This is a genomic window from Sphingomonas sp. SP4, assembly GCF_058313375.1.
In genome coordinates, this window is sequence record NZ_JBZFLE010000002.1 from 624,702 (window position 1) to 645,525 (window position 20,824).

Consider the following 20,824-nt stretch of genomic DNA (forward strand, 5'->3'; position numbering starts at 1 on the left):
AACCATGCCCCGGAAGCTTTCCATCGCTCTTCTCATCGGCCTCGGCCTTACAGCCTGCGACAATAATCAGGCGCAACAGCAACCCAACAGGCCGATCCAGGTCCGCGGCTCGGAACAGAACCAGATGCATGAGCTGACCGCGCTTAACCTCGGCATCGCCCTGAAGCGCGCGATCTATGACGCCGGCTACACCTGCAAGCGCGTCGCCGACGGCGGTTTCGTGGGGCAGTGGAAGAACCTCGATATGTGGACGGCCCATTGCGAGTACGAAAAGGGACCGGCACGCGACTGGGCGATCTTCATCGGCCCGGACGGCAGCGCGCAAGTCCGCGACTGCAAGGACATCCCGGGCTCGGGGCTCCCGGACTGCAAGATTACGAAGCGCCCGCAGGGATCATTCACCGACATCAAGACGGCGGGGACGCAGGACCCGAAAGCCACTCAGACATGGGCGGAGGAGAAGCCCTCGCCATAAGCGGCAAGCTGCACTAGTTCGCCCGGTCATGAACATACTGATCACCGGAGCAAGCCGCGGCATCGGCGGCGCTGCGTACGCCTTGCTGAAGTCCGCGGGGCACAATGTCGCAGGCCACTCCACCCGCGGTAGCGACGAACTGATCGCCGGCGACCTGGCGGAAGCGACGGCTCCGAGACGTATTTGGGAGGCGGCGCTCGGCCGCCTCGGCGGCAAGATCGACGTCCTCGTCAACAATGCGGGTATTTACGAAAGCGTCGGCGATTATGTGTCCGACGAGGATTGGCACGCCGCGTGGGAACGGACGATGACGATCAACCTCCAGGCTTCGGCGGACCTGTGCCGGCTCGCCGTCAGCCACTTCCGCGAGAACGGTTCGGGGCGGATCGTCAACATTGCCAGCCGCGCTGCCTATCGTGGGGACTCACCGCAACATTGGCACTATGCCGCGTCCAAGGCGGCGATGATTGGCATGACCAAGACCATCGCACGCGGCTACGCCTCACAGGGCATCCTCGCCTTCGCAGTCACGCCGGGCTTTACCGTTTCGGAGATGACCGAGGAATATCTGCAGGGCCGTGGCGGGGCGCAGATCGTCGCCGATATCCCGCTGGGCCGCGTCGCCAGCACAGACGAGGTCGCCGAGGTGATCCGCTGGCTGGCGATCGATGCACCAGCCTCAGCAACCGGCAGCGTAATCGACGTTAACGGCGCCAGCTATGTTCGCTAGCGCAATGGTCGCGGCGACTTTCGCCGCGACCGGACCGGCCACGATCGTCGACTGGAAGGCGGCCTGCGCGGGAAAGGATGGCTGGAGCGATCCGGCACCTCCGCTTCACGTTTTTGGCAACGTCTATGACGTCGGCACGTGCGGGATCACGGTGCTGCTTATTACTTCTCCCAAGGGCCATGTCCTCCTCGACGCCGCCACGGTTGAAGCAGCACCTTCGATCGCTGCAAATCTCCAGAGGCTCGGCGTCCGACTGAAGGACGTGAAGCTGATCGGCACCAGCCACGAACATCTCGATCATGTCGGCGGCGTCGCCGAGCTGCAGCGGCTCACAGGCGCGACCGTGATGGCGATGCCTGGCGCCTATGTGCAACTCCAAACCGGCGCGGTCGCCGATGAAGACCCGCAGCGGGGACTGATCAAACCTCCGCCGCCTGCCAACGTGGGTATCATCCTGACGAACGGCTGGGAAATCCTGCAATCCCCTTTCCGCCTCTGGGCCTGGGCGACGCCGGGCCACGCGCCGGGAAGCACCAGCTGGTCGTGGCGGTCGTGCGAGGGGAAGCGCTGCGTGACCGTCGTCTATGGCGACAGCGTCACCGCGGTGTCGGCGCCGTCCTACCGCTTCTCGGACCACCCGAAATATGTCGCTTCGTTCCGCAAGAGCCTCGATCGCATCGCAAAGCTTCGCTGCGACCTGCTGATCACCCCCCACCCGAGCGCCAGCCGTTTCATCGAGCGGCTCGAGGGCAAGGAACCGCTGATCTCAGCGGGCCAATGCGCAAACTATGCTGCCGAGGGGCGTCGCAACCTCGACGCACGTTTGGCCGAGGAGCAGGGCGGGAAATGAGCTGGCGCGTCACCATTCCCTGCTCACGGGCGCAAGGCGAAGCCATGGCGGAAGGCGCCGACCTATTTCCAGGTACGGAGAATCCGCCCGTCCTCGTCGCGGATGAGCCGGACGAATCGAAGCCCGATGAATGGCTGATCCACGCCTATTTCGATCACCAGCCGGGCACCGAAGACTTGCAACTCCTTGCCAGCCTGGGCGGCGGCGAACCGAGGCTGGAACAGCTCGGCGAGGCGGACTGGGTGACAATGAGCCAGGCCGGCCTCCAGCCGATCCGGGCCGGCCGCTTCTACGTCCACACGCCGATGTACCGGTCAGCGCCGCCGGGAACGATTCCGTTCGAGATCGATGCGAGCCTCGCTTTCGGCACTGGCCAGCACGCGACCACGGCCGGATGTCTCGAAGCGCTTGATAACCTTCAACGCGACGGCGCGACGTTCAATAATGTAGCCGACATCGGCACCGGCACCGGCCTCCTCGCCTTCGCCGCTTTAGCTCTGTGGCCAAATGCGAAATGCATCGCGACGGACATCGACCCCATCGCCGTCGACGTTGCCTGCGACAATGCGGCGATCAATCAGGTGAAGCTCGGCCACGGCGCGGGCGAACTCCTGCTCGGCGTTGCGGACGGAATGGACTCGCCTCTTCTCGCCGCGCGAGCGCCCTTCGACCTGATCATCGCCAATATTCTCGCCGGCCCATTGATCGAGCTGGCACCCGATTTTGCAAAAGCGCTGGCGCCTGGCGGAACGGTTGTGCTGGCGGGGCTGCTCGACAGCCAGGCGGAAGGCGTGGCTCAAGCCTACGGGACTCTGGGACTGAAGCTCGTGGGTACTGGCCGAGGGGAATGGCCTGTGCTCGTCCTTCGGTCTTAAGCGGCCGCTACAATCTCGGCCCACTCGGCTTCGTCGATCACGCGAACGCCGAGCTCTCCCGCCTTCTTCAGCTTCGACCCCGCCCCAGGACCTGCAACCACGAGGTCAGTCTTCGCACTAACCGATCCCGCGGCGCGCGCGCCGAGCCGTTCCGCCTGCGCCTTGGCTTCATCGCGGCTCATGGTTTCGAGGCTGCCGGTGAAGACGATGGTCTTGCCGCTCCATTCGGTCTGCTTGGCGTCGCTGACGTAAGGCTTTGGAGTGACCTCCGATAGCAGATCGTCGAGCGCCTCACGGTTATGCGCCTCATGGAAGAAGTCGACCAGCGCCTCCGCGACGACGAGACCGACGCCCTGAACCGACGACAGCTCCGCCTCTCCGCCTTCCGAGAGGGCCGCACGCCGCAGCTCTTCGACCGTGCCGAAGCATTTGAGCAGGTCTCTGGCCGTAACGATTCCAACGTGGCGAATGCCGAGGCCGAAGAGGAAACGCGGTCCGTCCGGCTCGCGCTTCGTTTCGATCGCGGCGAGGAGATTGTCGACCGATTTCTCCTTCCAGCCTTCGCGGCCGAGCAGGTCCTGCCGGTGATCGCGCAGGCGGAAGATGTCGGCGGGCGAGTGGAGCCAGCCGAGGTCGATGAACTCGGCGATCGACTTCTCGCCCAGCCCTTCGATGTCGAGCGCACCGCGGGAGACGAAATGGCGCAGCCGCTCGAAGCGCTGAGCGGGGCAGATCAGCCCGCCGGTGCAGCGGACGTCGACCTCGCCTTCTTCGGCGACGGCTTCGGAATCGCACATCGGGCAGCGGGTGGGGAAGGTGTAGGCAGGCCGCGGCTCGTCTCGAGTGAGGTTCTCGACCACCTGCGGGATCACGTCGCCGGCGCGCTGGATGCGGACGCGGTCGCCGATGCGCAGGCCCAGACGTTCGATTTCGTCGCGGTTGTGAAGCGTCACGTTTGATACAGTGACTCCGCCTACGCTTACAGGTTCGAGCCTCCCGACTGGTGTCAGCTTGCCCGTGCGGCCGACTTGGATGTCGATGCCGAGGAGGGTCGTTTGTGCTTGTTCTGCTGCAAATTTATGAGCGATCGCCCAGCGTGGCGCTCGCGCGATCTGGCCGAGACGCTTTTGAAAATCGAGACGATCGACCTTATAGACCGCCCCATCGATATCATAAGGAAGAGATGAGCGCCGAGTCTCCAAATAGTGGTATGCCGCAAGTGCTTCGATGAGGCTTTTTGCAAGACGGACGTCAGAGTTTGTTTCTACGCCCCAACCTTGCATGAGTTGCAGGTTCTCTGACTGGCTATTCGTAAGCGGTTCCGAGACATAACCAACGCCATAGGCGAAAAAGCGGAGATTCCGATCTCGAGTGACTGACGCGTCTTTCTGCCGAAGGGAACCTGAAGCGGCGTTTCTAGGGTTGGCGTATGGCTTCTTTTTTTGCCTGACCATTCGCTCGTTCAATAGAAGGAACTCATCCTTGCCTAAGTAAACCTCTCCTCGGACTTCAAAGACTTCAGGTGGACGGTTGGCTCGTAATTGGCGCGGGACGCCGTGCACATAGGCAACGTTCCGAGTGACGTCTTCGCCGACCCGGCCGTCACCACGTGTGACGGCCTGTGAAAGCTCCCCGTTCACGTACGTCACGCCAAGCGAAAGCCCGTCGATCTTTGGCTCGACTATGAGATCTATGTCGCCTTTGACATTAAGGAAGCTCCTCACGCGATCATAAAATCGTGCGACTTCTTCGTCGGAAAACGCGTTATCAAGGCTCAACATCGGCACGCGATGTGAAACTTTGCGAAACGCGCCGCTCGGCCTCGAGCCTACAAGATTGGAAACGTTGAACAGCTCTTCCGCAGCATTCAGCTTCTCTTCTAGTTGATCGACCCGACGCTTCAGCTCATCGTATTCAGCATCGGTGATTTCTGGCTTGCTTCTGACGTCGTACAAATAGCGGTGGTGAACGACTTCATTGCGAAGTCGCTCAAGCTCCTCGAACAGCTTGCGCTTCTCGAGCTTGTTTAGTGTCTCAGCCAAACAGTTCCTCAAGCAGGTTGATGAAGCTCGTCCAGGACCGCTCGGCGGCCAGCTGATTGTAAGCGACGCCTTCGATCTGCAGCGTGCTCGCGTGCGGGTTGGTGAAGCCATGGCCTACATGGCCGTAAGCGTGGATTTGCCAGTCTGATCCGGCCTCGGTCAGCTCCTGCCCCAATTCGACAACCTTTTCCGGCGGCACCATGGGATCATCCCAGCCGTGGAACGCCACGACCTTCGCCTTGATCTTCTCTGCAGGCAGCCCCGGCGGATCGAACAAGCCGTGGAAGGAGACCGCCGCAGCAATATCGACGCCGCTCCGCGCAAGATCGAGCGCGCACAAACCGCCGAAGCAATAGCCGGCAACGACGATGTTGTTCTCCTCGACCTCGTCGAGTGCCTGCACGATGTCGAGCACATGCAGCATCCGGCGGCGGAGCGCGTCGCGGTCACTCTTGAGACGGTTCATCTCGCCGAACATCGTGTCGCGCGGAGCACCGCGGAACTCCTTGCCGAACAGGTCGGCGACGAAGGCATTGTAGCCAAGCTCCACTAGCTGGCGGCCGAAGCCGATCTCCAGGTCGGAAACGCCCATTACCGTGGGGATGAGAATGACAGTCGGACGTGCCTGCCCGTCGCGGCGGCCGACGAAGACGCTTTCCAGCTGCTCGCCCTCGAATTCATGGGGGACTGCCCGATCCTTACTCATGCCAACTCCCTTGCCAGCTCAGCCAGCTTTCGAACCGTGTTCATGTTGCGCGCGGTGCCGGTTGCAGCGGCCGGAATGGCCAGCCGCGACTGCCCTTGGCCGCGCGGGTAATGCACGTAGATCTCGCGCATCCCAAGCGCCATCCGTTCGCCCTCGACATTCTTCGCGCCATCCGGCGCATCCTCGGGCGGCTTCTCATCGAGAAAGATGGCCACGACATAATTCTGCGGCTCGGCGTTGAAAGGGCTGGAGTTTGCGACGTCTGCCAGTTCCGCGCCGGTACGAAGCATCACGCCGACCTTGGCGCCCATGTGGTCAGCGAGCGCCGCCTCCAGTTCCTTCTTCAGCGCCGCCTCGCTCTTGCCGCTCCGGAAGAGCAAATTGCCGCTGGCGATGTAAGTCTTTGCTCCCTCCAGCCCGAGTTCGGTGGCGACCCGCCGCAAATCCTCCATCTTCAGCTGGCGCTTTCCAAGATTCACGCCGCGCAGCAAAGCGACATAAGCGGTCATGCCGCGTCCAGAAGCCGCGACGCCTGCGCTCGCGCCTCTTCGGTCACCGACGCACCCGACAACATCCGCGCAATTTCCTCACGGCGTTCCTCGGTGCTGAGCTTGCGGACGCTGGTGCGGGTGCCGTCGGACCCGTGGCTCTTCTCGATGCGGTAATGGTGGGAGGCGCGCGCAGCGACCTGCGGCGAGTGGGTCACGACCAGCACCTGCGACGTTTCTGCCAGTCGCGCCAGCCGTTCACCGATCGCGCTCGCGACGGCGCCGCCGACACCTCGGTCGATCTCGTCGAAGATCATCGTTGCCGCCGTCCCCGCCTCTGCAAGGGCGACCTTCAAGGCGAGGATGAAGCGTGACATCTCTCCGCCCGAAGCAATTCGCGTGAGGGCGCCGAAGGGCGCTCCGGGATTGGTCGAGACTTCGAACTCGACGCGGTCAGTTCCACCGGGCCCGGGTTCGGCCGGGCCGATGCTGGTCCGGAACCGCGCCGCATCGAGCTTCAGCGGAACGAGCTCGGAAGCCACGGCGGCGTCGAGCTTCGCGGCGGCTTCATGACGCCGGCGACTGAGTTCGTCCGCTGCGGCGGCGTAAGCTTCACGCGCGGCGACCAGCTGGCGATCAAGTTCGGCAATATGCTCTCCGCCAGCTTCGATTGCCGCAAGCTGCTCACGCATTTGCGCACCTAACGCGGCAAGCGCATCAGGCTCGACCCGGTGCTTCCGAGCGAGAGCGCGAATGTCGAACAACCGAGCTTCCGTCTGCTCGAGGCGGGCAGGATCGAACGCCAGCTCATTGGCCGCGCGCGCGATGCGCTCCTCTGCTTCGCTTGTCTCGATCACGGCCCGGTCAAGCGATGCAAGCGCTTCGCCCAGCAACGGGTGATCCGCCGCGCCACGTTCGATCCGCCGCGCTGCCTGGCGCAGCTGTGCGAGTGCTCCGTCGGAACCCCCGAGCAACTCGTCGAGGCCGATGAGCGATTCACCGGCCTTCACGCCGGCCTGCATCGCCGCGCGCTCTTCGGCGAGCCTGGTTTCCTCACCCTCCGCCGGCGCCAGGCTCTCAATCTCGCCGCTCGCATGTTCGAGATATTCGCGGTCGCGTTCGGCCGCCGCCGCCTCGGCGCGCGCCTGGCCGAGCTCAGCTTCGATCCGCGTGACCTCGGCCCATGCCGCCGCAATGGTTCGCGTATCGAGGCCGCCAAAGGCATCGAGCAGCGTGCGGTGGCCCTTCGGATTAAGCAGACCGCGCTCATCGTGCTGCCCGTGGATCTCGACGGCCAGGGAACCGACATCCCGAAGCAAGCCAGCGGGAACCGAACCCCCCGCCACGAACGCACGGCTGCCGCCATCGCTCTTCAGCGTACGGCGGATAATCAGGGCCTCGCCCGGCTCCGGCTCAATCCCTTGCTCGCGGAGAAGCTGATGCGCCGGATGCGCCGGCTCAAGCTCCAGCTCCGCCGAAACCGACGCACTCTCCTGTCCGGACCGGACAAGGCCAGTGTCCGCCCGCGCTCCAAGCGCGAGACCAAGCGCGTCGAGCAATATCGATTTACCTGCGCCCGTCTCGCCGGTGAGCACGCCAAGGCCCGGCTCGAACTCCAGCTCGAGCCGCTCGACGAGCACGACATTGTGGATCGCGAGCTGCCTCAGCATGTGAGGACCGCCCGCTGTTCGCTCACTTCCGCGAGGCCGTCCGGGGCTGCGTGTGCCGCTGCTCTTCGTCGAGCAGCTTCAGCGACTGCTTGTACCAGTAGCTCTCCGGATAATTGCGACCGAGCACGGCGGCGGACTTGTGCGCTTCTTCGGGAACGCCGAGCGCTAGATAGGATTCGACCAGCCGCTCCAGCGCTTCCGGCGTGTGGCTGGACGTCTGATACTTATCGACGACCTCGCGGAAACGGTACGTCGAAGCAAGCCATTGGCCCGACCGCTGATAGAAACGGCCGACTTCCATTTCCTTGCCTGCAAGGTGGTCGGTGATGAGGTCGAGCTTCAGCCGCGCATCAGCGGCGTAGCGGGTGTCCGGGTAACGGCGGATCAGCTCGCCGAACGCTTCCTGAGCGGACGCGGTCGTCGACTGATCGCGGTTCACGTCCGGGATCTGCTGATAATAGCTCATCGCGATGAGATACTGCGCGTACGGCGCCTCGGCATTGCCTGGGTGGATCGTCACGAACCGGCGGGCCGAGTTGATCGCATCCGTATACTTGCCGGCGATATAATAGTTGAAGGCGCTCATGAGCTGCGCGCGGCGGGCCCAGACCGAGTAGGGGTGCTGGCGCTCGACTTCGTCGAACATCTTGGCGGCCTGCTCATAGTCGCCGTCGTCCATCATGCCTTTGGCGGTGGTGTAGAGCGTGCTGACATCGCGAGCGACATACTGGGTATCACCCTTGCCGCCTTTGCCATGGGCGCAGCCCGCCAGAGGAACAGCGGCGGCACAAGCGACCAGAAGCAACGCGGAACGGGAAATCTTCAGCATGGGGACCTCATTAGCGTGGCCTCAAAGGGAGGCCAAGGCGCGATGGAACGCTTGAGCTTGGGGCAGCAAACCTTGGCCGTGGCTGAACGGATCAGGCCGGCTGAGCCTCGGTCGCGTCTTCCTTGTCGTCCGACTTGAGGAAGCTGTCGGGCTGAACCCCGAGCCAGACCAGCACCGGCGTCGACACGTAGATCGACGAATAAGTGCCAATCACGACGCCGAGGAAGATCGCCAGCGAGAGCCCGAAGATCACTTCCGGACCGACCAGCATCATCACGCCCATCGCGATCAGGACGGTCAGCGATGTGACAACGGTACGCGCCAGCGTCTCGTTGAGCGACAGGTTCAGCAGCGGGATGATCGCCATCTTGCGATACTTTTTCAGATTCTCGCGGATGCGGTCGTAGATGACGACGGTGTCGTTCAACGAATAGCCAACGATCGTCAGGAAGGCCGCGACGACGTTCAAGTCGACCTGCAGCCGGGTGAAGGCGAAGAAGCCCAGCGTCATGGCAATGTCGTGGGCCAGCGTCAGCAAGGCGCCGACGCCGAACTGCCATTCGAACCGGAACCAGATGTAGAGCGCGATGCCGACCATCGCGAAGATGATCGCCTTGGCGCTGTCCTTCGCCAGCTCGCCGCTGACCTTGCCCGACACGGTATCGACCGAATCGATCCGCGCACCGGGGTAATCGCGCGTGATCAGATCCTTGACCTTCGTCGCCGCGACATTGGCGGCTGCATCGCCGCCTTCAGGCTTGGGAAGACGGATCTGGTAGGTCTTCGGGCCCCCGAATTCCTGGATGCTCGCTTCACCGAGATGAAGGCCGAGGACCTCTCCACGCAGCTTCTCCACTTCGATCGGCTGGGCGAAGGTGACGCGGACCAGCTGACCGCCGACGAAATCGACGCCGAGATTAAGGCCGCGATAGGCGGTGAAGGCGAGGCAGGCGATCGTTGCCAGCGTCGACAGGATCACGGCGACGTTGCGCCACCGCATGAAGTCGATGTTGGTGTGATCGGGAACGAGCTTGAGCAGCTTCATGATATGAGCCTCAGATGTGCAGCGTCCGCGGGCGGGCGCGGCGAATCCAGAGCGCAACCAGCATGCGGGTGAAGTAGACGGCGGTGAACACGGACGTGACGACGCCGATCAGCAGGACGACCGCGAAGCCGCGGACCGGACCCGAGCCGAAATAGGCCATGATCGCGGCCGAGACGACGTGCGTGACGTTGGCGTCGAAAATGGCCCGGAAGGCTTCGTGATAGCCCGTTTCAACGGCATCGATCAGCCTTCGCCCACGTCTCATCTCCTCGCGGATGCGTTCGTTGATCAGGACGTTCGCGTCCACGGCGGCGCCGATCGTCAGGATGAAGCCGGCGATGCCCGGAAGAGTGAGAGTCGCGTTGAACACAGCCATGATCCCGAGGATCAGGAAGGCGTTCACGATCAGCGCGATGTTCGCATAGACGCCGAACCGCCCATAGGTGACGAGCATGAAGATCATGATGCCGACCATGGCGATGGCGCTGGCGATGACCCCCTTGTGGATCGAATCCTTGCCGAGGTCGGGACCGACGGTGCGCTCTTCGATCACGTTCAGCTTCACGGGCAGCTTGCCGGACGCGAGCGAGACTGCGAGGTCGTGTGCGCTCTGAACCGTGAAACTACCCGTAATCTGGGCGCTGCCGCCCAGGATCGGTTCGTTGATGTTCGGCGCCGACAGCACCTTGTCGTCGAGAATGATCGCAAACGGCTTGCCGACATTTTCCTGCGTCGCGCGCGCGAAACGGCGCGCACCGGCAGTGTTGAACTTGATGTTGATGTCCGGCCGGCCGTCCTGATCGAAGCCTTGCTGGGCATCGGTGAGCTGATCGCCCGAGACCATCACGCGCCGCTTGACCGCGATGTATCCAGACCCGTCCGCCATCGGCAGCACCTGACTGCCTGGGGGCGCGCGACCCGCCTGAACATCAGCCGGACTTGCGGACTGGTCGACCAGCTTGAACTCAAGACGCGCCGTCTGGCCGATGAGCTTCTTCAGTGCCTCCGGGTCTTCGACACCGGGAACCTGCACGAGGATTCGGTTCCCGCCTTCTGTAATGACGGTGATTTCCTTAGTGCCGCCCGGATCGATGCGGCGCCGCACGACATCGCGCGCAACGCCCATCGCGTCTTTGAGCGCCCGCGCAGTGCCGTCAGCCGTCGGGGTGAGCTGCACCGTGGTCGAATTGACGACCGAGACGTCCCAATCGCGGTTACCGGTCAGTCCCAGCGGCTGCGAAAGCCTGCGAAGCCGCTCGACAGCCGCATCTACCTGCGCCGGATTGCGCACCATGAAGGACAGCCGTCCTCCGGCCGTCGAAATGTCTCCGATGTCGATGCTTGGATCTCGGCGAAGCTCGGTCGCCACCTCATCTTCCTTGGCCTGCAACCGCTGCTTCAGGGCGTCGCGCGCGTCGGCTTCCAGCAGCAGGTGGCTTCCGCCCGCAAGGTCGAGGCCGAGGCTAATGCGGTACTGCGGGAGCCACTTCGGCCAGCTGCCCGCGAGCTGCGTGCCTGCGATCAGGCTCGGGATGGACAGCAGGACGCCGATCGCGATGACGATCCCGATCAGCCAGACCTTCCAACGCGGAAATTCGAGCATCAGTCGTTCGCCGGCTTCGTATTCGGGGTCAGCACTTGGCTGATCGTCGACTTGATCACGCGGACCTTCACACCCTGCGCGATCTCGACTTCGGCCTCATCGTCGCTGACCTTGGTCACCTTGCCGCGAATGCCGCCGGCGGTCACGATTTCATCGCCCTTCTTCACAGCAGCGATGGCCGCCTGATGCTCCTTCACGCGGCGCTGCTGCGGGCGAATCATCAGGATGTAGAAAATGACGAAAATCAGCAGCCAGGGGGCGACGCCCATCAGGATGCTCGCGGTGCCGTCGGCCGCAGGGGCCGTCTGCATCATCATCAACATCGGTTCGTTGGACATCTAGGACTGACGACTTTCCGTGATTTGGTGAAATTCCTTGCCGTCCCTCTACGGCAAGATGGTCGGGGCGACTGGATTCGAACCAGCGACCTCCACACCCCCAGTGTGATGCGCTACCAGGCTGCGCTACGCCCCGACCTCGCTGGCGCATCTAGGCAGGCGCTGCAGTTTGGGCAAGGTGCGGCGGGAGGGCGAGTGGCGCGTCGGCGAAGAAAAGGCAAAGCTGGCAAGTGGGTTGGCCGGATCGCTGCGTCGATTCTGGCCGTCCCTGCGCTGTACCTTCTTGCTGCGCTGGTCGGGTCGCTGATCCCGGTCAATCGAGCGTGGACCGAGCCGACCGAAGGCACGACCGTCTATATCGCCGAGAACGGCATTCACGCCGACATCATCATGCCGGTACGGACGCTCGGTCTCGATTGGGCGCCATTCGTGCCCAAGACCGACTTTGCCGCAGTTCCCGTCAATGCGCAGTGGATAGCCTTCGGCTCGGGCGAGCAGCGCGTCTATCTCGAAACCCCCACGTGGTGGGATATCACGCCGCGCACGATCTGGTCGGCGCTTACCGGCGGCAAGCGTGTGATGCACGTCGAATACGTGCCGGACCCCAGCTATGCGGTGCGCCAGATTCGGCTGAGGCCGGAGGAATATCGCCGCTTGTGGTCGGCGATCCGAGCCGACTTTGTGCTGAATGCGGAAGGACGCCCGAAGCGCATCGCGCATCGCGGCTATGGGTGCTGCGACGCTTTCTATCGGGCCCAGGGAAAGGAAAGCGCCTTTCGCACGTGCAACACGTGGGTGGCGCAATGGCTCAGGTTGGCGGGCGTCCGGACCAGCCTCTGGCCGCCATTCGTCCAGGGGCTGGTCTGGCGCTATCGCAAGGTCGACGCCTAGGCGTTACTTCTTCTTGGCGGCTCCGGCCTGGGCTTCGAACTCGGACTTGGTCATGCCGATGACGAGGCCCTTGCTGCCCTTTCCAAAGCTGGCCATCGGAATTTCGGCACGAGCCTTGCCGGTGCTCACCACCACACCGCTCGAACTATATGACTGGATACGGCCCACTACGGCGCCACTCTGGTCGTAGACCGTGGCGCCATTCTTGAAGTCTGATTCCTCTGGCGCCTCCAGCTGAGCCGATGTCGTTCCGGTCGTCGCGGCAGTCCCAGTCGTCTGGCCCGAGGGGGTGGTACCGGTCACCGCAGGCGTGGTCTGGCTAGCCGCGCCCGGCGTGGTCTGCATCTGGCCAGGCGTGGTCCCCATTTGACCGGGCGCCGTCTGGCTTGCGTCACCCGGATTCGTCTGGGTCGTCCCCGCCGTATTTGGCTGCACCGGTGCAGTCGGACGCGCCGGCGAGTTCGTGGTCGTGGTAGTCTGGGCAACCGCCGCAGCCGAGATCGCAATCGCAGCTGTGGCCATAAATCCGTTCAAAATCAGTCGCATAGAGTATCTCCCGCTTGTAGCGGGGAGATAACGAAGCCGGGCAAATCGAGATGCATCCGAAACGCCCAGTCGTTCGGGAGTCCGGATGGGGCGTACTGCTGTTAGAGAACGTACCTACTGAGATCGGCGTTCTTGGCGATTCCGCTCAATTGCTGTTCGACGAATGCCGCGTTGACGATCAGAGTCTCGCCGCGGCGATCCTCCGCATCGAAGCTCACATCCTCGAGCAATTTCTCCATCACCGTCTGAAGCCGCCGGGCGCCGATATTCTCGACCGATTCGTTCACCTCGGCCGCGATGCGTGCGAGCGCTCCAATGCCGTCGTCCGCAAACTCGATGCTGACGCCTTCGGTACCGAGCAGCGCCTGATATTGTTCCGTCAGGCTGGCGCGCGTGGCGGACAGGATCCGGACGAAGTCTTCCTGCGTGAGCGCCTTCAGTTCGACCCGGATCGGCAGTCGGCCCTGCAGCTCCGGCAGCAAGTCGGCGGGCTTGGCAATGTGAAAAGCGCCGGACGCGATGAACAGGATGTGGTCCGTCTTCAGCGGTCCATATTTGGTCGCCACCGTCGTGCCTTCGATCAACGGCAGCAGATCACGCTGCACGCCTTCACGACTGACTGATCCGCCGCGCACGTCGCTGACCGCGATCTTGTCGATCTCGTCGAGAAACACGATGCCATTGGCTTCGGCATCGGCAAGCGCAACGCGGTTGATGTCGTCGGGATCGACGCGCTTGTCCGCTTCCTCTTCCGTCAGGCGGGCAAAGGCCTCGGGCACTTTGAGCTTGCGCCGCTTGCGGTTGCCCTGACCCATCTTGCCCATGATCGACTTGAGGTCGAACACCTGGGCGCCCATTCCCGGGATCTCGAACGGCATCGCCTGAGCGTCATCGACTTCGATCTCGACTTCGGCCTGGTCCAGGCTGCCGTCGGAGAAGCGCTGCTTGAAGCTCTGGCGCGTCGCCTCGCTCGAACCCTTGCCAGTGAGCGCATCGAGCAAGCGGTCCATCGCGGCTTCCTCGGCAGCCGTGCGCACCTTCGCGCGGCGCCGGTCGCGCTCCAGCCGCACCGCTTCCTCGACGAGGTCGCGAGCAATCTGCTCCACGTCGCGGCCGACATAGCCCACTTCCGTGAATTTGGTCGCTTCGACCTTCACGAAAGGAGCGTCCGCGAGCTTCGCGAGTCGGCGGCTGATCTCGGTCTTTCCGCAACCCGTGGGACCGATCATCAGGATGTTCTTCGGCGTGACCTCATCGCGCAGCTCAGGCGCCAGCTGTTGCCGCCGCCAGCGATTGCGGAGCGCCACCGCAACGGCACGCTTCGCGTCGTCCTGACCGACGATATGCTCGTTCAGCGCGGCGACGATCGCCTTTGGAGTGAGCCTGTCCTTCAACATTTCAGGTGAGTCCCCGCCGCTCTGGGGAATGGATGTGTGATAGTTCATTTCGCAAGGCTATGTTGGACGCCGCGACTGCCGGTTCAAGCCGCTCATCTGAAGGCAAGTGATGCCAGGTCAAATCCGATCGTTCATGCCGCATCTTTTCGTGCAGGACATGCGAGCCTCGATCGCATTCTACGAGATGCTCGGCTTCACGCTTTCGAATAGCTTCGCTCCGGAGGGCGCCGAGGTGCCGAGCTGGTGCTGGCTCAGCTCGGAGCGCGGTGAGCTGATGCTCGGCAAAGCAGAAAAGCCTATTATCGCCGATCAACAAGGCGTGCTTTTCTACGCTTATTGCGACGACATCGAAGCGACCCGAACCGAACTTGCCGCTGCGGGGCTGGACGTCGGACCGGTCACCAGGCCTTTCTACAATCCGGGCGGCGAGTTTCGGATCGTCGACCCCGATGGCTACGTCATCTGGGTCGCGCAGATCTGAACTACCCGGTGCAGCGGAAGCTTTCGAAGAAACGCTTGTGTGCATTGACGATGCGCTGGATCGTCGCAGGCTGAGGCGTCGTATCCCAAACGTCCCTTTCGAAAGTGCCGCCAAGCAGGATGCCGTCAGCTCGAGGGAACATGTAACCGGGTCCGCCGGTGATCGCATACCGTACAGCTGGTTGAGGCTCCAGGATCGCTAGCTGGCCCCGAATGGGCTGAAGCTCCTGATCGCTGAAAAGGTCGCGCGAGCCGAGGCCCGTGCAGTTGAACACGAGCGCCTCCGGCAGAGCCGCAATGTCCGCGGGCGTGGCGAACTTCCGAACCTCGATCTTGCCGGCCGCGATCTGCACGTCGCGTATCATCTGGCGGAGATAGCGGCCGGTCTCGATGTACATGGTGTCGTACAGGACGACGTTGTCGAGCGGGAACGGGTGCTCGGCAAGTGTGAGCACGCGATTGATCGGCGGGAAGTTGGCGATCGTTTGCGCTTCTGGCGCATTGGCCTCGACGTAGGTCGGCAGCCAACGGATGCCGTAATCGTCACCGACCATGATCTGGTAGCGCCGCCAGCTGTATTCGAGCGCACGTGCGAACTGGGCCTTGAACTCAGGCGTGACCGCGTCTTCGCGAAATAAGCCGAAGGGATGGAACTGGCCGCCGGCAACGTTCGACGTCGTATCGGGCGGCAACGCCGCGGCGTAGATCGTCACCGGGAAGCCCGCTTCCTGCACGAGCCGCGCCGTCGACAGGCCAACCACGCCCGAGCCGATGACGGCGACGGGTCCACTATGCCCCTGCAGACCGAGATCGATGGCGAGCTTGGAAGTACCCCAGCTCATCGTGATGCCGCTGCCGCCGTGACCGTAATTGTGCACCAGGCGCTTCGTGCCGAGCTGTTCGGCCCGGACCACGAAGCCCGAGCGGCGGTATGGCCGCAGTCCCGCAATCGTCCGGATCACGCGGCTGGCGTCGACCTGTACCGGCACCAGAGGCGTGCAGGTCCCGAGCGTCTTCGGACGTCCGCCAACCGTCGCGCAGCCGGACAGCAGTGCGGCAGATCCGGCGGCAAAGGTTCGGCGGTCGAGTAGCACCCGCCGAACCTAGCCGCGGTTGTCGTCAGGCTTCAATCGTCTCGACGGTCACCTGGTCGTTGGTGAAGACGCAGACCTCTGAGGCAATCTGCATCGCCTTGCGCGCCAGCTTCTCGGGATCCTGCTCATAATCGACCAGCGCCTTGGCCGCCGATAATGCATAATTCCCGCCAGAGCCGATAGCCGCGATCCCGCCCTCCGGCTCCAGCACGTCGCCGTTGCCGGTGAGGATCAACAGTTGCTCCGCATCCGCGACGATCATCAGCGCCTCGAGATTGCGGAGATATTTATCCGTCCGCCAATCCTTGGCGAGCTCGACCGCCGACCGCAGCAGTTGGCCATTATATTGCTCGAGCTTGCGCTCAAGCCGCTCGAACAGGGTGAACGCATCGGCGGTCGCCCCGGCAAACCCGCCGATCACCTTGCCGTCGCCGATTCTACGCACCTTCTTCGCATTGGGCTTGATCACCGTATTGCCGAGGCTGACTTGTCCGTCGCCCGCGATCACGGTCTTCTCGCCCTTCTTCACTCCAATGATGGTTGTTCCGTGCCAGCTTTCCAAAACTGTCTCCTTTGAAGAGGAGGTGGGAGGCAGGGATCAGCCTTGCAAGCAGCGATGGCAGCGTGAGCGCGTCACGCTTCGCCGCCCTCGGGCTTTGGAATGAACCTGCGATCAGGGACGAACCAGAGGATCGAAACACCGACGAAGATGGTGATCGATATGTACGGTGACACGAACGCGAGTGGGATCGACGCGACATAGAGAGCGAAGCTGATCAGCTCCTTGGCGCCCACGCCGACGGCGCGTTTGACTTCCGAGGCATCGCCTTCAGCGCGAATGAGCATCCGCTCGAGTATTTGATACGAAATGGCTGAGCCGACGAGCACCACCCCGAAGGATGCTACCGGCCAGGGCGTGATGCCCGCTTCGTCGATCCAGCGGATCATCAACGGAAACAACGTCAGGCAAAACAGCAATGCGTGATTGGCCCACAACACGCTGCCGGTCACTCTTCGTGCGGACTGCATCATGTGGTGATGGTTGTTCCAGAAGATGGCGACGTTGACGAAAGCGAGCAGGTAAGCCGCGAGGAGCGGAAGCACTTCCAGCACCGCCTGAAGCGTTGGCTGGGCCGGAAACTTCAGCTCCAGAACCATGATCGTCATCACGATGGCGACGACCCCGTCGGTCAGCGCATTGAGACGGCTCGGACTCATCCATTCCCCCGGGGTCTAGTCGCCTGCAGGACTGGCTACTGCTGAACCGTTGTTGTCAACCTTGGCCTGCGCCTTCACCCATTTGATCAGCTCGTCGAGCTGGATGGCTTGTTCGGTTGCGGTGAGGGCATCGGCGGCAGGAAATCCGTCTTCGCCGGCGGCTTGAGCAGTCCCGCTGGCGGCATTGGGTAGCCGGGACACTGACGCTCCTGCGCGACCGCCGGAATTGGCTGCGGTGGCTGCTGCCTGGACGCGCAGCTGCTCAGCGCGATTGCGAGCGTCGGCAAGACGAGATTCAAGCGCATTCTCACTCCTTTGATTGATGGCCTGCTGCTCGGCAGCGGCTCGCTGGACGTTCGCGAGGTCGGTCGCACGCGCCGCCTCCGCGGCCGCACGATAGTTCGCGACGGTGGCGGTGCTGTTTGCCTGCGCGGCCCGGTAACGCTGCTCGAACTCGATGCTCTGCTTCTTCCAGCGGCCGGTCTCGACCTTCTGGAAGCCAAGCAGAATCGACAGGCACAGCGACACGGCGATTCCTGCGATCCCCTGCGCGTTGAGGAAGCGGAGGAAACTCACGCTGCATCCGCTTCTAGCGAGGCGCCATCGCGGCTGGCGGAGACTTTGAAACGGCCCACCGGCCCCCCGGCGAGCAGGCCGACGATCACCGCCATCATCGCGACAATGAATCCCCCAAGCGACCAGCCAAAGATCGTGACGATCGTATGCTCTTCGCCGGCGGACCAGCGGCCCCACATGAGCAGTGCAATCATGGCGACGGCGCATGCGCCGCAGAAAATCCCCGCGGCGGACGCGAGCAGCCCATAGACGTAGCGCTGACCCTCGGCGAAGGTCGCGGGTGGCGGGAGTTCCATCAGCGACCGCTCAAGCATTGCTTGCCTCACCAATGCGGTTCGCGAGCCAGCCGTAGAGGAATGCCTCATTGGCTGGTCGGCGTTCGGCGAGGCGCAGGTAGCGCTCACCCTGAAGCGCCTCTAGCGCGCGGAGCAGGACCGTCTCGCCACATCCGCCACGAACCTTCAGGAACGCGTCCAGCGCGGCGAGCGTCTGAGTACCGACACGGCCATCCGGCACGAGATCGGGATAGTCCCTCCCGCCGCGGTTCAGGGCGGTGAGCGCTCGCTGCAGGAAGGTCGCCGCGACGGCAGGCCCCATGTTCACGCCCGCGTCGAACAGCTCGGCGGCGACCGCGGCGCTCCGGGTGCCCACGCGATCGAAAGCAGGCCGGTACCAGTAGAGCCGCTTGTAGATTGCGACCGCCTCCGCGCGCGGCAACTGGCGCATCGGCCCCGCATAGCCGTGGGCCCGGGCAACCGCCTCGGTGATTCCGAAGCACGTCGGCCCGCCTTTGTCGGCCGGGTGGTTCACATAGCCACCCTCACGATCGATCAAAGCGTCGATCAAACTCTCTACCTCATTCATCAGCAACCTCCATCCCGAGTCGTTGCTCGATAACCAGATAGGTTATCTGTAGGAAAGGTTCGCGAACCGGAAATTTAGCCCACGCCTCCCCTTCATAGATAGAGGCGTCCGTTTCACTGGCCACTGCGACTCCCGTGGAAGTGGAAACCTAAGTCTCTACAAAAATCCAACCGCCGATCACAGCTTAACCCCCAATCAACCCCAACCGCCTACCGCCCACCTCGCCGAATCCTCCGACAAGCAGGCGAATGGTGCGTATTCTCAAGATCATTTCCGACGAACGCGGCGCGACGGCTATCGAGTACGGCCTCATCGCCGCCCTCATTGCCATGGCGTGCATCATTGCGTTCCAGACGCTGGGGCTGAACCTGGTCGACATTTTCACGACGATCAGCACGAGCATGCATGGGTGAACGGAGCGTCCTATCTGGGCGACGGTTTCATTTGGAAGCGCCGCTCAGTGTGCAGGCATATTCCTCACGACGAATTCGCGCGTTTCGTTGCTCTTGAACGACTGCAGCAGGTTGTTTGCCGCGCTATTGTCATGGTCGGACCGGATGTATTTCCCGGCTACCTGGTGGAAGCCGGAAACGGATATCTTTCCTGCCTTGATGAGCCGTGCGAGTTCCTGGGCGCGGAATTTCCGGCGGTCTTCAAGTTCGAAGATCACGAACCGCCGAAGCCGGTGTGAATATTCTGCGGACCGAAGGCGCATCATCATCATGGGAACGATGATGACCTGTGCGAAGAAGACCATGTTTCCGTCCACGACGATCACCGAATCCGGCGTGCCGTCTACAGTGAGCTGACCGACGTTCGTATCTTGGCCTAATGCTTCGGAAAGCTGGCCCAGGGCCATGCCAAGCGACGCCGACAGATTATCGCGCAATATACCCGGTGCATTGTCCAGCTGGGCCGCCTTGTTCCAGACGAATGGGACAAGCGTCACCCACAGGCCAACACCAATGGCGGCAAGAAACCCGACGCCCGTGAACAGAAGTGCAGCGGCGCCGATGGTCAGGATCCATTGCAGGGCGCCGTAGAAAATCTCGTCCGAGTCATCGACGTCCACATTGATGCCTGACGTGTCCATCCACATGCCAGTCGTGCCGCGAACCAGGCGCGGGATCGCAATTCCGTTGAAGTCGATGTCTACGTCGGGAGCGATATCGATGAGCGGTGTGTCGATCGCTCGCACGACATGCCCCGTGATATCGATGCCGCTGTCGGCCATGTGCATCTCGAGTGATGTGATCTCCGCGCCATCGATCTTCTCGCCTGATGCGACCTTGGCGTCCGCACCGCGTTTCAGCACCATGTCGAGAAACTGCCTGTCGTAAGCGATCGCCAGACCAGTTAGTTTGGCTACGAAGCTCTCAGTGACCACCGGTTGCGCAGAGGAGCCCGGCGGCCCTGCGACGATGGCGAAGGCATCGACACTGTCAGACGCCGCAGGGGTCAAGACCAGCTGAACCGACCAATCCGAAAGCGCCGGTGGGTTGGCATCACCTTGAAAGCGCGATTGGTTCAGCCCATCAACCAAGGGCTCGGCAAGCGGCAGTTGAGTGCTCATCAGGAAGTTCTGAATCTCGGGGCTCGTCATGAAATCGTCGACATCTGCAGCGGTGACGGGCGCAGTTGGAGTTCCATCCACCCCGTCGTAACGGAAGCCCACTTCTGCAACGGGCTGGGCTGGCACCAGCACGACGGCCAATTTAGCAAAAGCGTCCAGCGGCACGGTCAAAGGTGTCGCATTGGGGTCTGCGGCTGGACGAGCCTCTATCGTGCCAAGCAGATGCAAGCGCGTACGAGGCGCATCGGGGCCGGTCGTCACCATCTCGAACTTAGGCGGGTCGAGCAAGATCGTGACGTGAAACAGCTGTCCGCCGATGTCACGGTCGAATTCCCGCCGATTTGACAGGGCGCCAATGCGCATCAGTTCGCCCAGAAAATCGGAAACGACGTCTAGCGCGATGCCAAGCGCGGCGTCTGCATCACCAAGGTCAACATTCATCGCCTGCCTCCGTGAAGAACACGTGCAGTCAGATTTTGAACAGTCTTAGGTGAAACTCGATTTGCCTAAGACTCACCGAGCAAGAATAATCTA

24 protein-coding genes and 1 tRNA gene are annotated in these 20,824 nt (G+C 62.7%); 7 read left to right on the forward strand and 18 right to left on the reverse strand.

Translation table 11 applies throughout. The features are described 5' to 3' along the window. Window positions 1-4: 4 nt before the first annotated feature. From AC4GYV_RS12435 to AC4GYV_RS12450, 4 genes are read left to right on the forward strand one after another with little or no spacing between them, the layout of a single operon-like run. On the forward strand, window positions 5-475 hold the full coding sequence (locus tag AC4GYV_RS12435; protein WP_491101017.1) for a hypothetical protein: 471 nt from the start codon (window positions 5-7) through the stop codon (window positions 473-475). Window positions 476-503: 28 nt separating this feature from the next. Continuing rightward, window positions 504-1,205, forward strand: a complete 702-nt coding sequence (locus tag AC4GYV_RS12440; protein ID WP_491101018.1) for an SDR family NAD(P)-dependent oxidoreductase — start codon at window positions 504-506, stop codon at window positions 1,203-1,205. After that, entirely contained in the window at window positions 1,195-2,055 is an 861-nt protein-coding gene (gene bla, locus AC4GYV_RS12445; RefSeq protein WP_491101019.1) for a subclass B3 metallo-beta-lactamase, read from the forward strand. Before AC4GYV_RS12440 ends, bla begins: the two co-directional genes overlap by 11 nt. After that, the gene (locus AC4GYV_RS12450; protein WP_491101020.1) at window positions 2,052-2,930 is read left to right on the forward strand and encodes a 50S ribosomal protein L11 methyltransferase; all 879 of its coding nucleotides are present in this window, start codon (window positions 2,052-2,054) and stop codon (window positions 2,928-2,930) included. Before bla ends, AC4GYV_RS12450 begins: the two co-directional genes overlap by 4 nt. Here AC4GYV_RS12450 and ligA read toward each other — a convergent pair. From ligA to AC4GYV_RS12495, 9 genes are all read right to left on the reverse strand, one after another. After that, window positions 2,927-4,972, reverse strand: coding sequence for an NAD-dependent DNA ligase LigA (ligA, locus tag AC4GYV_RS12455; RefSeq protein WP_491101021.1), 2,046 nt, complete (start codon window positions 4,970-4,972; stop codon window positions 2,927-2,929). The genes AC4GYV_RS12450 and ligA overlap by 4 nt on opposite strands. Beyond that, window positions 4,965-5,678 (reverse strand): dienelactone hydrolase family protein, encoded by a 714-nt coding sequence (locus AC4GYV_RS12460; RefSeq protein ID WP_491101022.1) that lies wholly within the window; start codon window positions 5,676-5,678, stop codon window positions 4,965-4,967. Before AC4GYV_RS12460 ends, ligA begins: the two co-directional genes overlap by 8 nt. Further along, window positions 5,675-6,187 (reverse strand): DUF1697 domain-containing protein, encoded by a 513-nt coding sequence (locus AC4GYV_RS12465; protein ID WP_491101023.1) that lies wholly within the window; start codon window positions 6,185-6,187, stop codon window positions 5,675-5,677. Before AC4GYV_RS12465 ends, AC4GYV_RS12460 begins: the two co-directional genes overlap by 4 nt. Continuing rightward, window positions 6,184-7,836: a DNA repair protein RecN gene (gene recN, locus AC4GYV_RS12470; protein WP_491101024.1), complete on the reverse strand. Its 1,653-nt coding sequence runs from the start codon at window positions 7,834-7,836 to the stop codon at window positions 6,184-6,186. Before recN ends, AC4GYV_RS12465 begins: the two co-directional genes overlap by 4 nt. A 22-nt stretch (window positions 7,837-7,858) precedes the next feature. Next, window positions 7,859-8,665 (reverse strand): outer membrane protein assembly factor BamD, encoded by an 807-nt coding sequence (locus AC4GYV_RS12475; protein WP_491101025.1) that lies wholly within the window; start codon window positions 8,663-8,665, stop codon window positions 7,859-7,861. Window positions 8,666-8,756: 91 nt separating this feature from the next. Further along, the gene (secF, locus tag AC4GYV_RS12480) at window positions 8,757-9,710 is read right to left on the reverse strand and encodes a protein translocase subunit SecF (RefSeq protein ID WP_491101026.1); all 954 of its coding nucleotides are present in this window, start codon (window positions 9,708-9,710) and stop codon (window positions 8,757-8,759) included. Window positions 9,711-9,720: 10 nt separating this feature from the next. Next, a complete protein-coding gene (gene secD / locus AC4GYV_RS12485; RefSeq protein ID WP_491101027.1) occupies window positions 9,721-11,313 on the reverse strand; it encodes a protein translocase subunit SecD in 1,593 nt (530 codons plus the stop codon). Further along, window positions 11,313-11,651: a preprotein translocase subunit YajC gene (gene yajC / locus AC4GYV_RS12490; protein ID WP_491101028.1), complete on the reverse strand. Its 339-nt coding sequence runs from the start codon at window positions 11,649-11,651 to the stop codon at window positions 11,313-11,315. The genes secD and yajC overlap by 1 nt, the downstream gene beginning before the upstream one ends. 59 nt (window positions 11,652-11,710) lie before the next feature. Continuing rightward, window positions 11,711-11,787: transfer RNA gene (locus AC4GYV_RS12495), tRNA-Pro, on the reverse strand. Window positions 11,788-11,846: 59 nt separating this feature from the next. Here AC4GYV_RS12495 and AC4GYV_RS12500 point away from each other — a divergent pair. Continuing rightward, window positions 11,847-12,542 (forward strand): TIGR02117 family protein, encoded by a 696-nt coding sequence (locus AC4GYV_RS12500; protein ID WP_491101029.1) that lies wholly within the window; start codon window positions 11,847-11,849, stop codon window positions 12,540-12,542. A 3-nt stretch (window positions 12,543-12,545) separates the two neighbouring features. Here the strand turns inward: AC4GYV_RS12500 and AC4GYV_RS12505 are convergent, their stop codons facing one another. Together AC4GYV_RS12505 and hslU are read right to left on the reverse strand one after the other, a co-directional pair. Further along, window positions 12,546-13,088, reverse strand: coding sequence for a hypothetical protein (locus AC4GYV_RS12505; protein ID WP_491101030.1), 543 nt, complete (start codon window positions 13,086-13,088; stop codon window positions 12,546-12,548). Window positions 13,089-13,189: 101 nt separating this feature from the next. After that, complete coding sequence (hslU, locus tag AC4GYV_RS12510) at window positions 13,190-14,482, reverse strand: ATP-dependent protease ATPase subunit HslU (RefSeq protein ID WP_491101603.1); 1,293 nt, start codon at window positions 14,480-14,482, stop codon at window positions 13,190-13,192. Window positions 14,483-14,618: 136 nt separating this feature from the next. Here hslU and AC4GYV_RS12515 point away from each other — a divergent pair, with 136 nt between their 5' ends. Continuing rightward, window positions 14,619-14,966, forward strand: a complete 348-nt coding sequence (locus tag AC4GYV_RS12515) for a VOC family protein (protein WP_491101031.1) — start codon at window positions 14,619-14,621, stop codon at window positions 14,964-14,966. Between the two features lies 1 nt (window position 14,967). On the opposite strand, the gene AC4GYV_RS12520 is transcribed toward AC4GYV_RS12515, so the two are convergent. The 6 genes from AC4GYV_RS12520 to AC4GYV_RS12545 all read right to left on the reverse strand — a co-directional run bounded on the left by AC4GYV_RS12520 (window position 14,968) and on the right by AC4GYV_RS12545 (window position 18,717). Beyond that, on the reverse strand, window positions 14,968-16,059 hold the full coding sequence (locus AC4GYV_RS12520) for an FAD-dependent oxidoreductase (protein WP_491101032.1): 1,092 nt from the start codon (window positions 16,057-16,059) through the stop codon (window positions 14,968-14,970). Window positions 16,060-16,084: 25 nt separating this feature from the next. Then, window positions 16,085-16,621, reverse strand: coding sequence for an ATP-dependent protease subunit HslV (gene hslV / locus AC4GYV_RS12525; RefSeq protein WP_491101033.1), 537 nt, complete (start codon window positions 16,619-16,621; stop codon window positions 16,085-16,087). Window positions 16,622-16,692: 71 nt separating this feature from the next. Beyond that, window positions 16,693-17,277, reverse strand: coding sequence for a TMEM175 family protein (locus tag AC4GYV_RS12530; protein ID WP_491101034.1), 585 nt, complete (start codon window positions 17,275-17,277; stop codon window positions 16,693-16,695). A gap of 15 nt (window positions 17,278-17,292) precedes the next feature. Then, entirely contained in the window at window positions 17,293-17,853 is a 561-nt protein-coding gene (locus AC4GYV_RS12535; protein ID WP_491101035.1) for a hypothetical protein, read from the reverse strand. Then, a complete protein-coding gene (locus AC4GYV_RS12540; RefSeq protein WP_491101036.1) occupies window positions 17,850-18,167 on the reverse strand; it encodes a hypothetical protein in 318 nt (105 codons plus the stop codon). The genes AC4GYV_RS12535 and AC4GYV_RS12540 overlap by 4 nt, the downstream gene beginning before the upstream one ends. Next, window positions 18,160-18,717, reverse strand: a complete 558-nt coding sequence (locus AC4GYV_RS12545) for a glycoside hydrolase family 108 protein (RefSeq protein WP_491101037.1) — start codon at window positions 18,715-18,717, stop codon at window positions 18,160-18,162. Before AC4GYV_RS12545 ends, AC4GYV_RS12540 begins: the two co-directional genes overlap by 8 nt. Window positions 18,718-18,965: 248 nt before the next feature. On the opposite strand from AC4GYV_RS12545, the gene AC4GYV_RS12550 reads away from it, so the two are divergent. Continuing rightward, on the forward strand, window positions 18,966-19,130 hold the full coding sequence (locus AC4GYV_RS12550; RefSeq protein WP_491101038.1) for a Flp family type IVb pilin: 165 nt from the start codon (window positions 18,966-18,968) through the stop codon (window positions 19,128-19,130). Window positions 19,131-19,174: 44 nt separating this feature from the next. Here AC4GYV_RS12550 and AC4GYV_RS12555 read toward each other — a convergent pair whose 3' ends face one another. Next, window positions 19,175-20,731 carry a hypothetical protein gene (locus AC4GYV_RS12555; protein ID WP_491101039.1) on the reverse strand — a complete coding sequence of 519 codons (1,557 nt, stop codon included), beginning with the start codon at window positions 20,729-20,731 and terminating at the stop codon, window positions 19,175-19,177. Window positions 20,732-20,824: the final 93 nt, after the last annotated feature.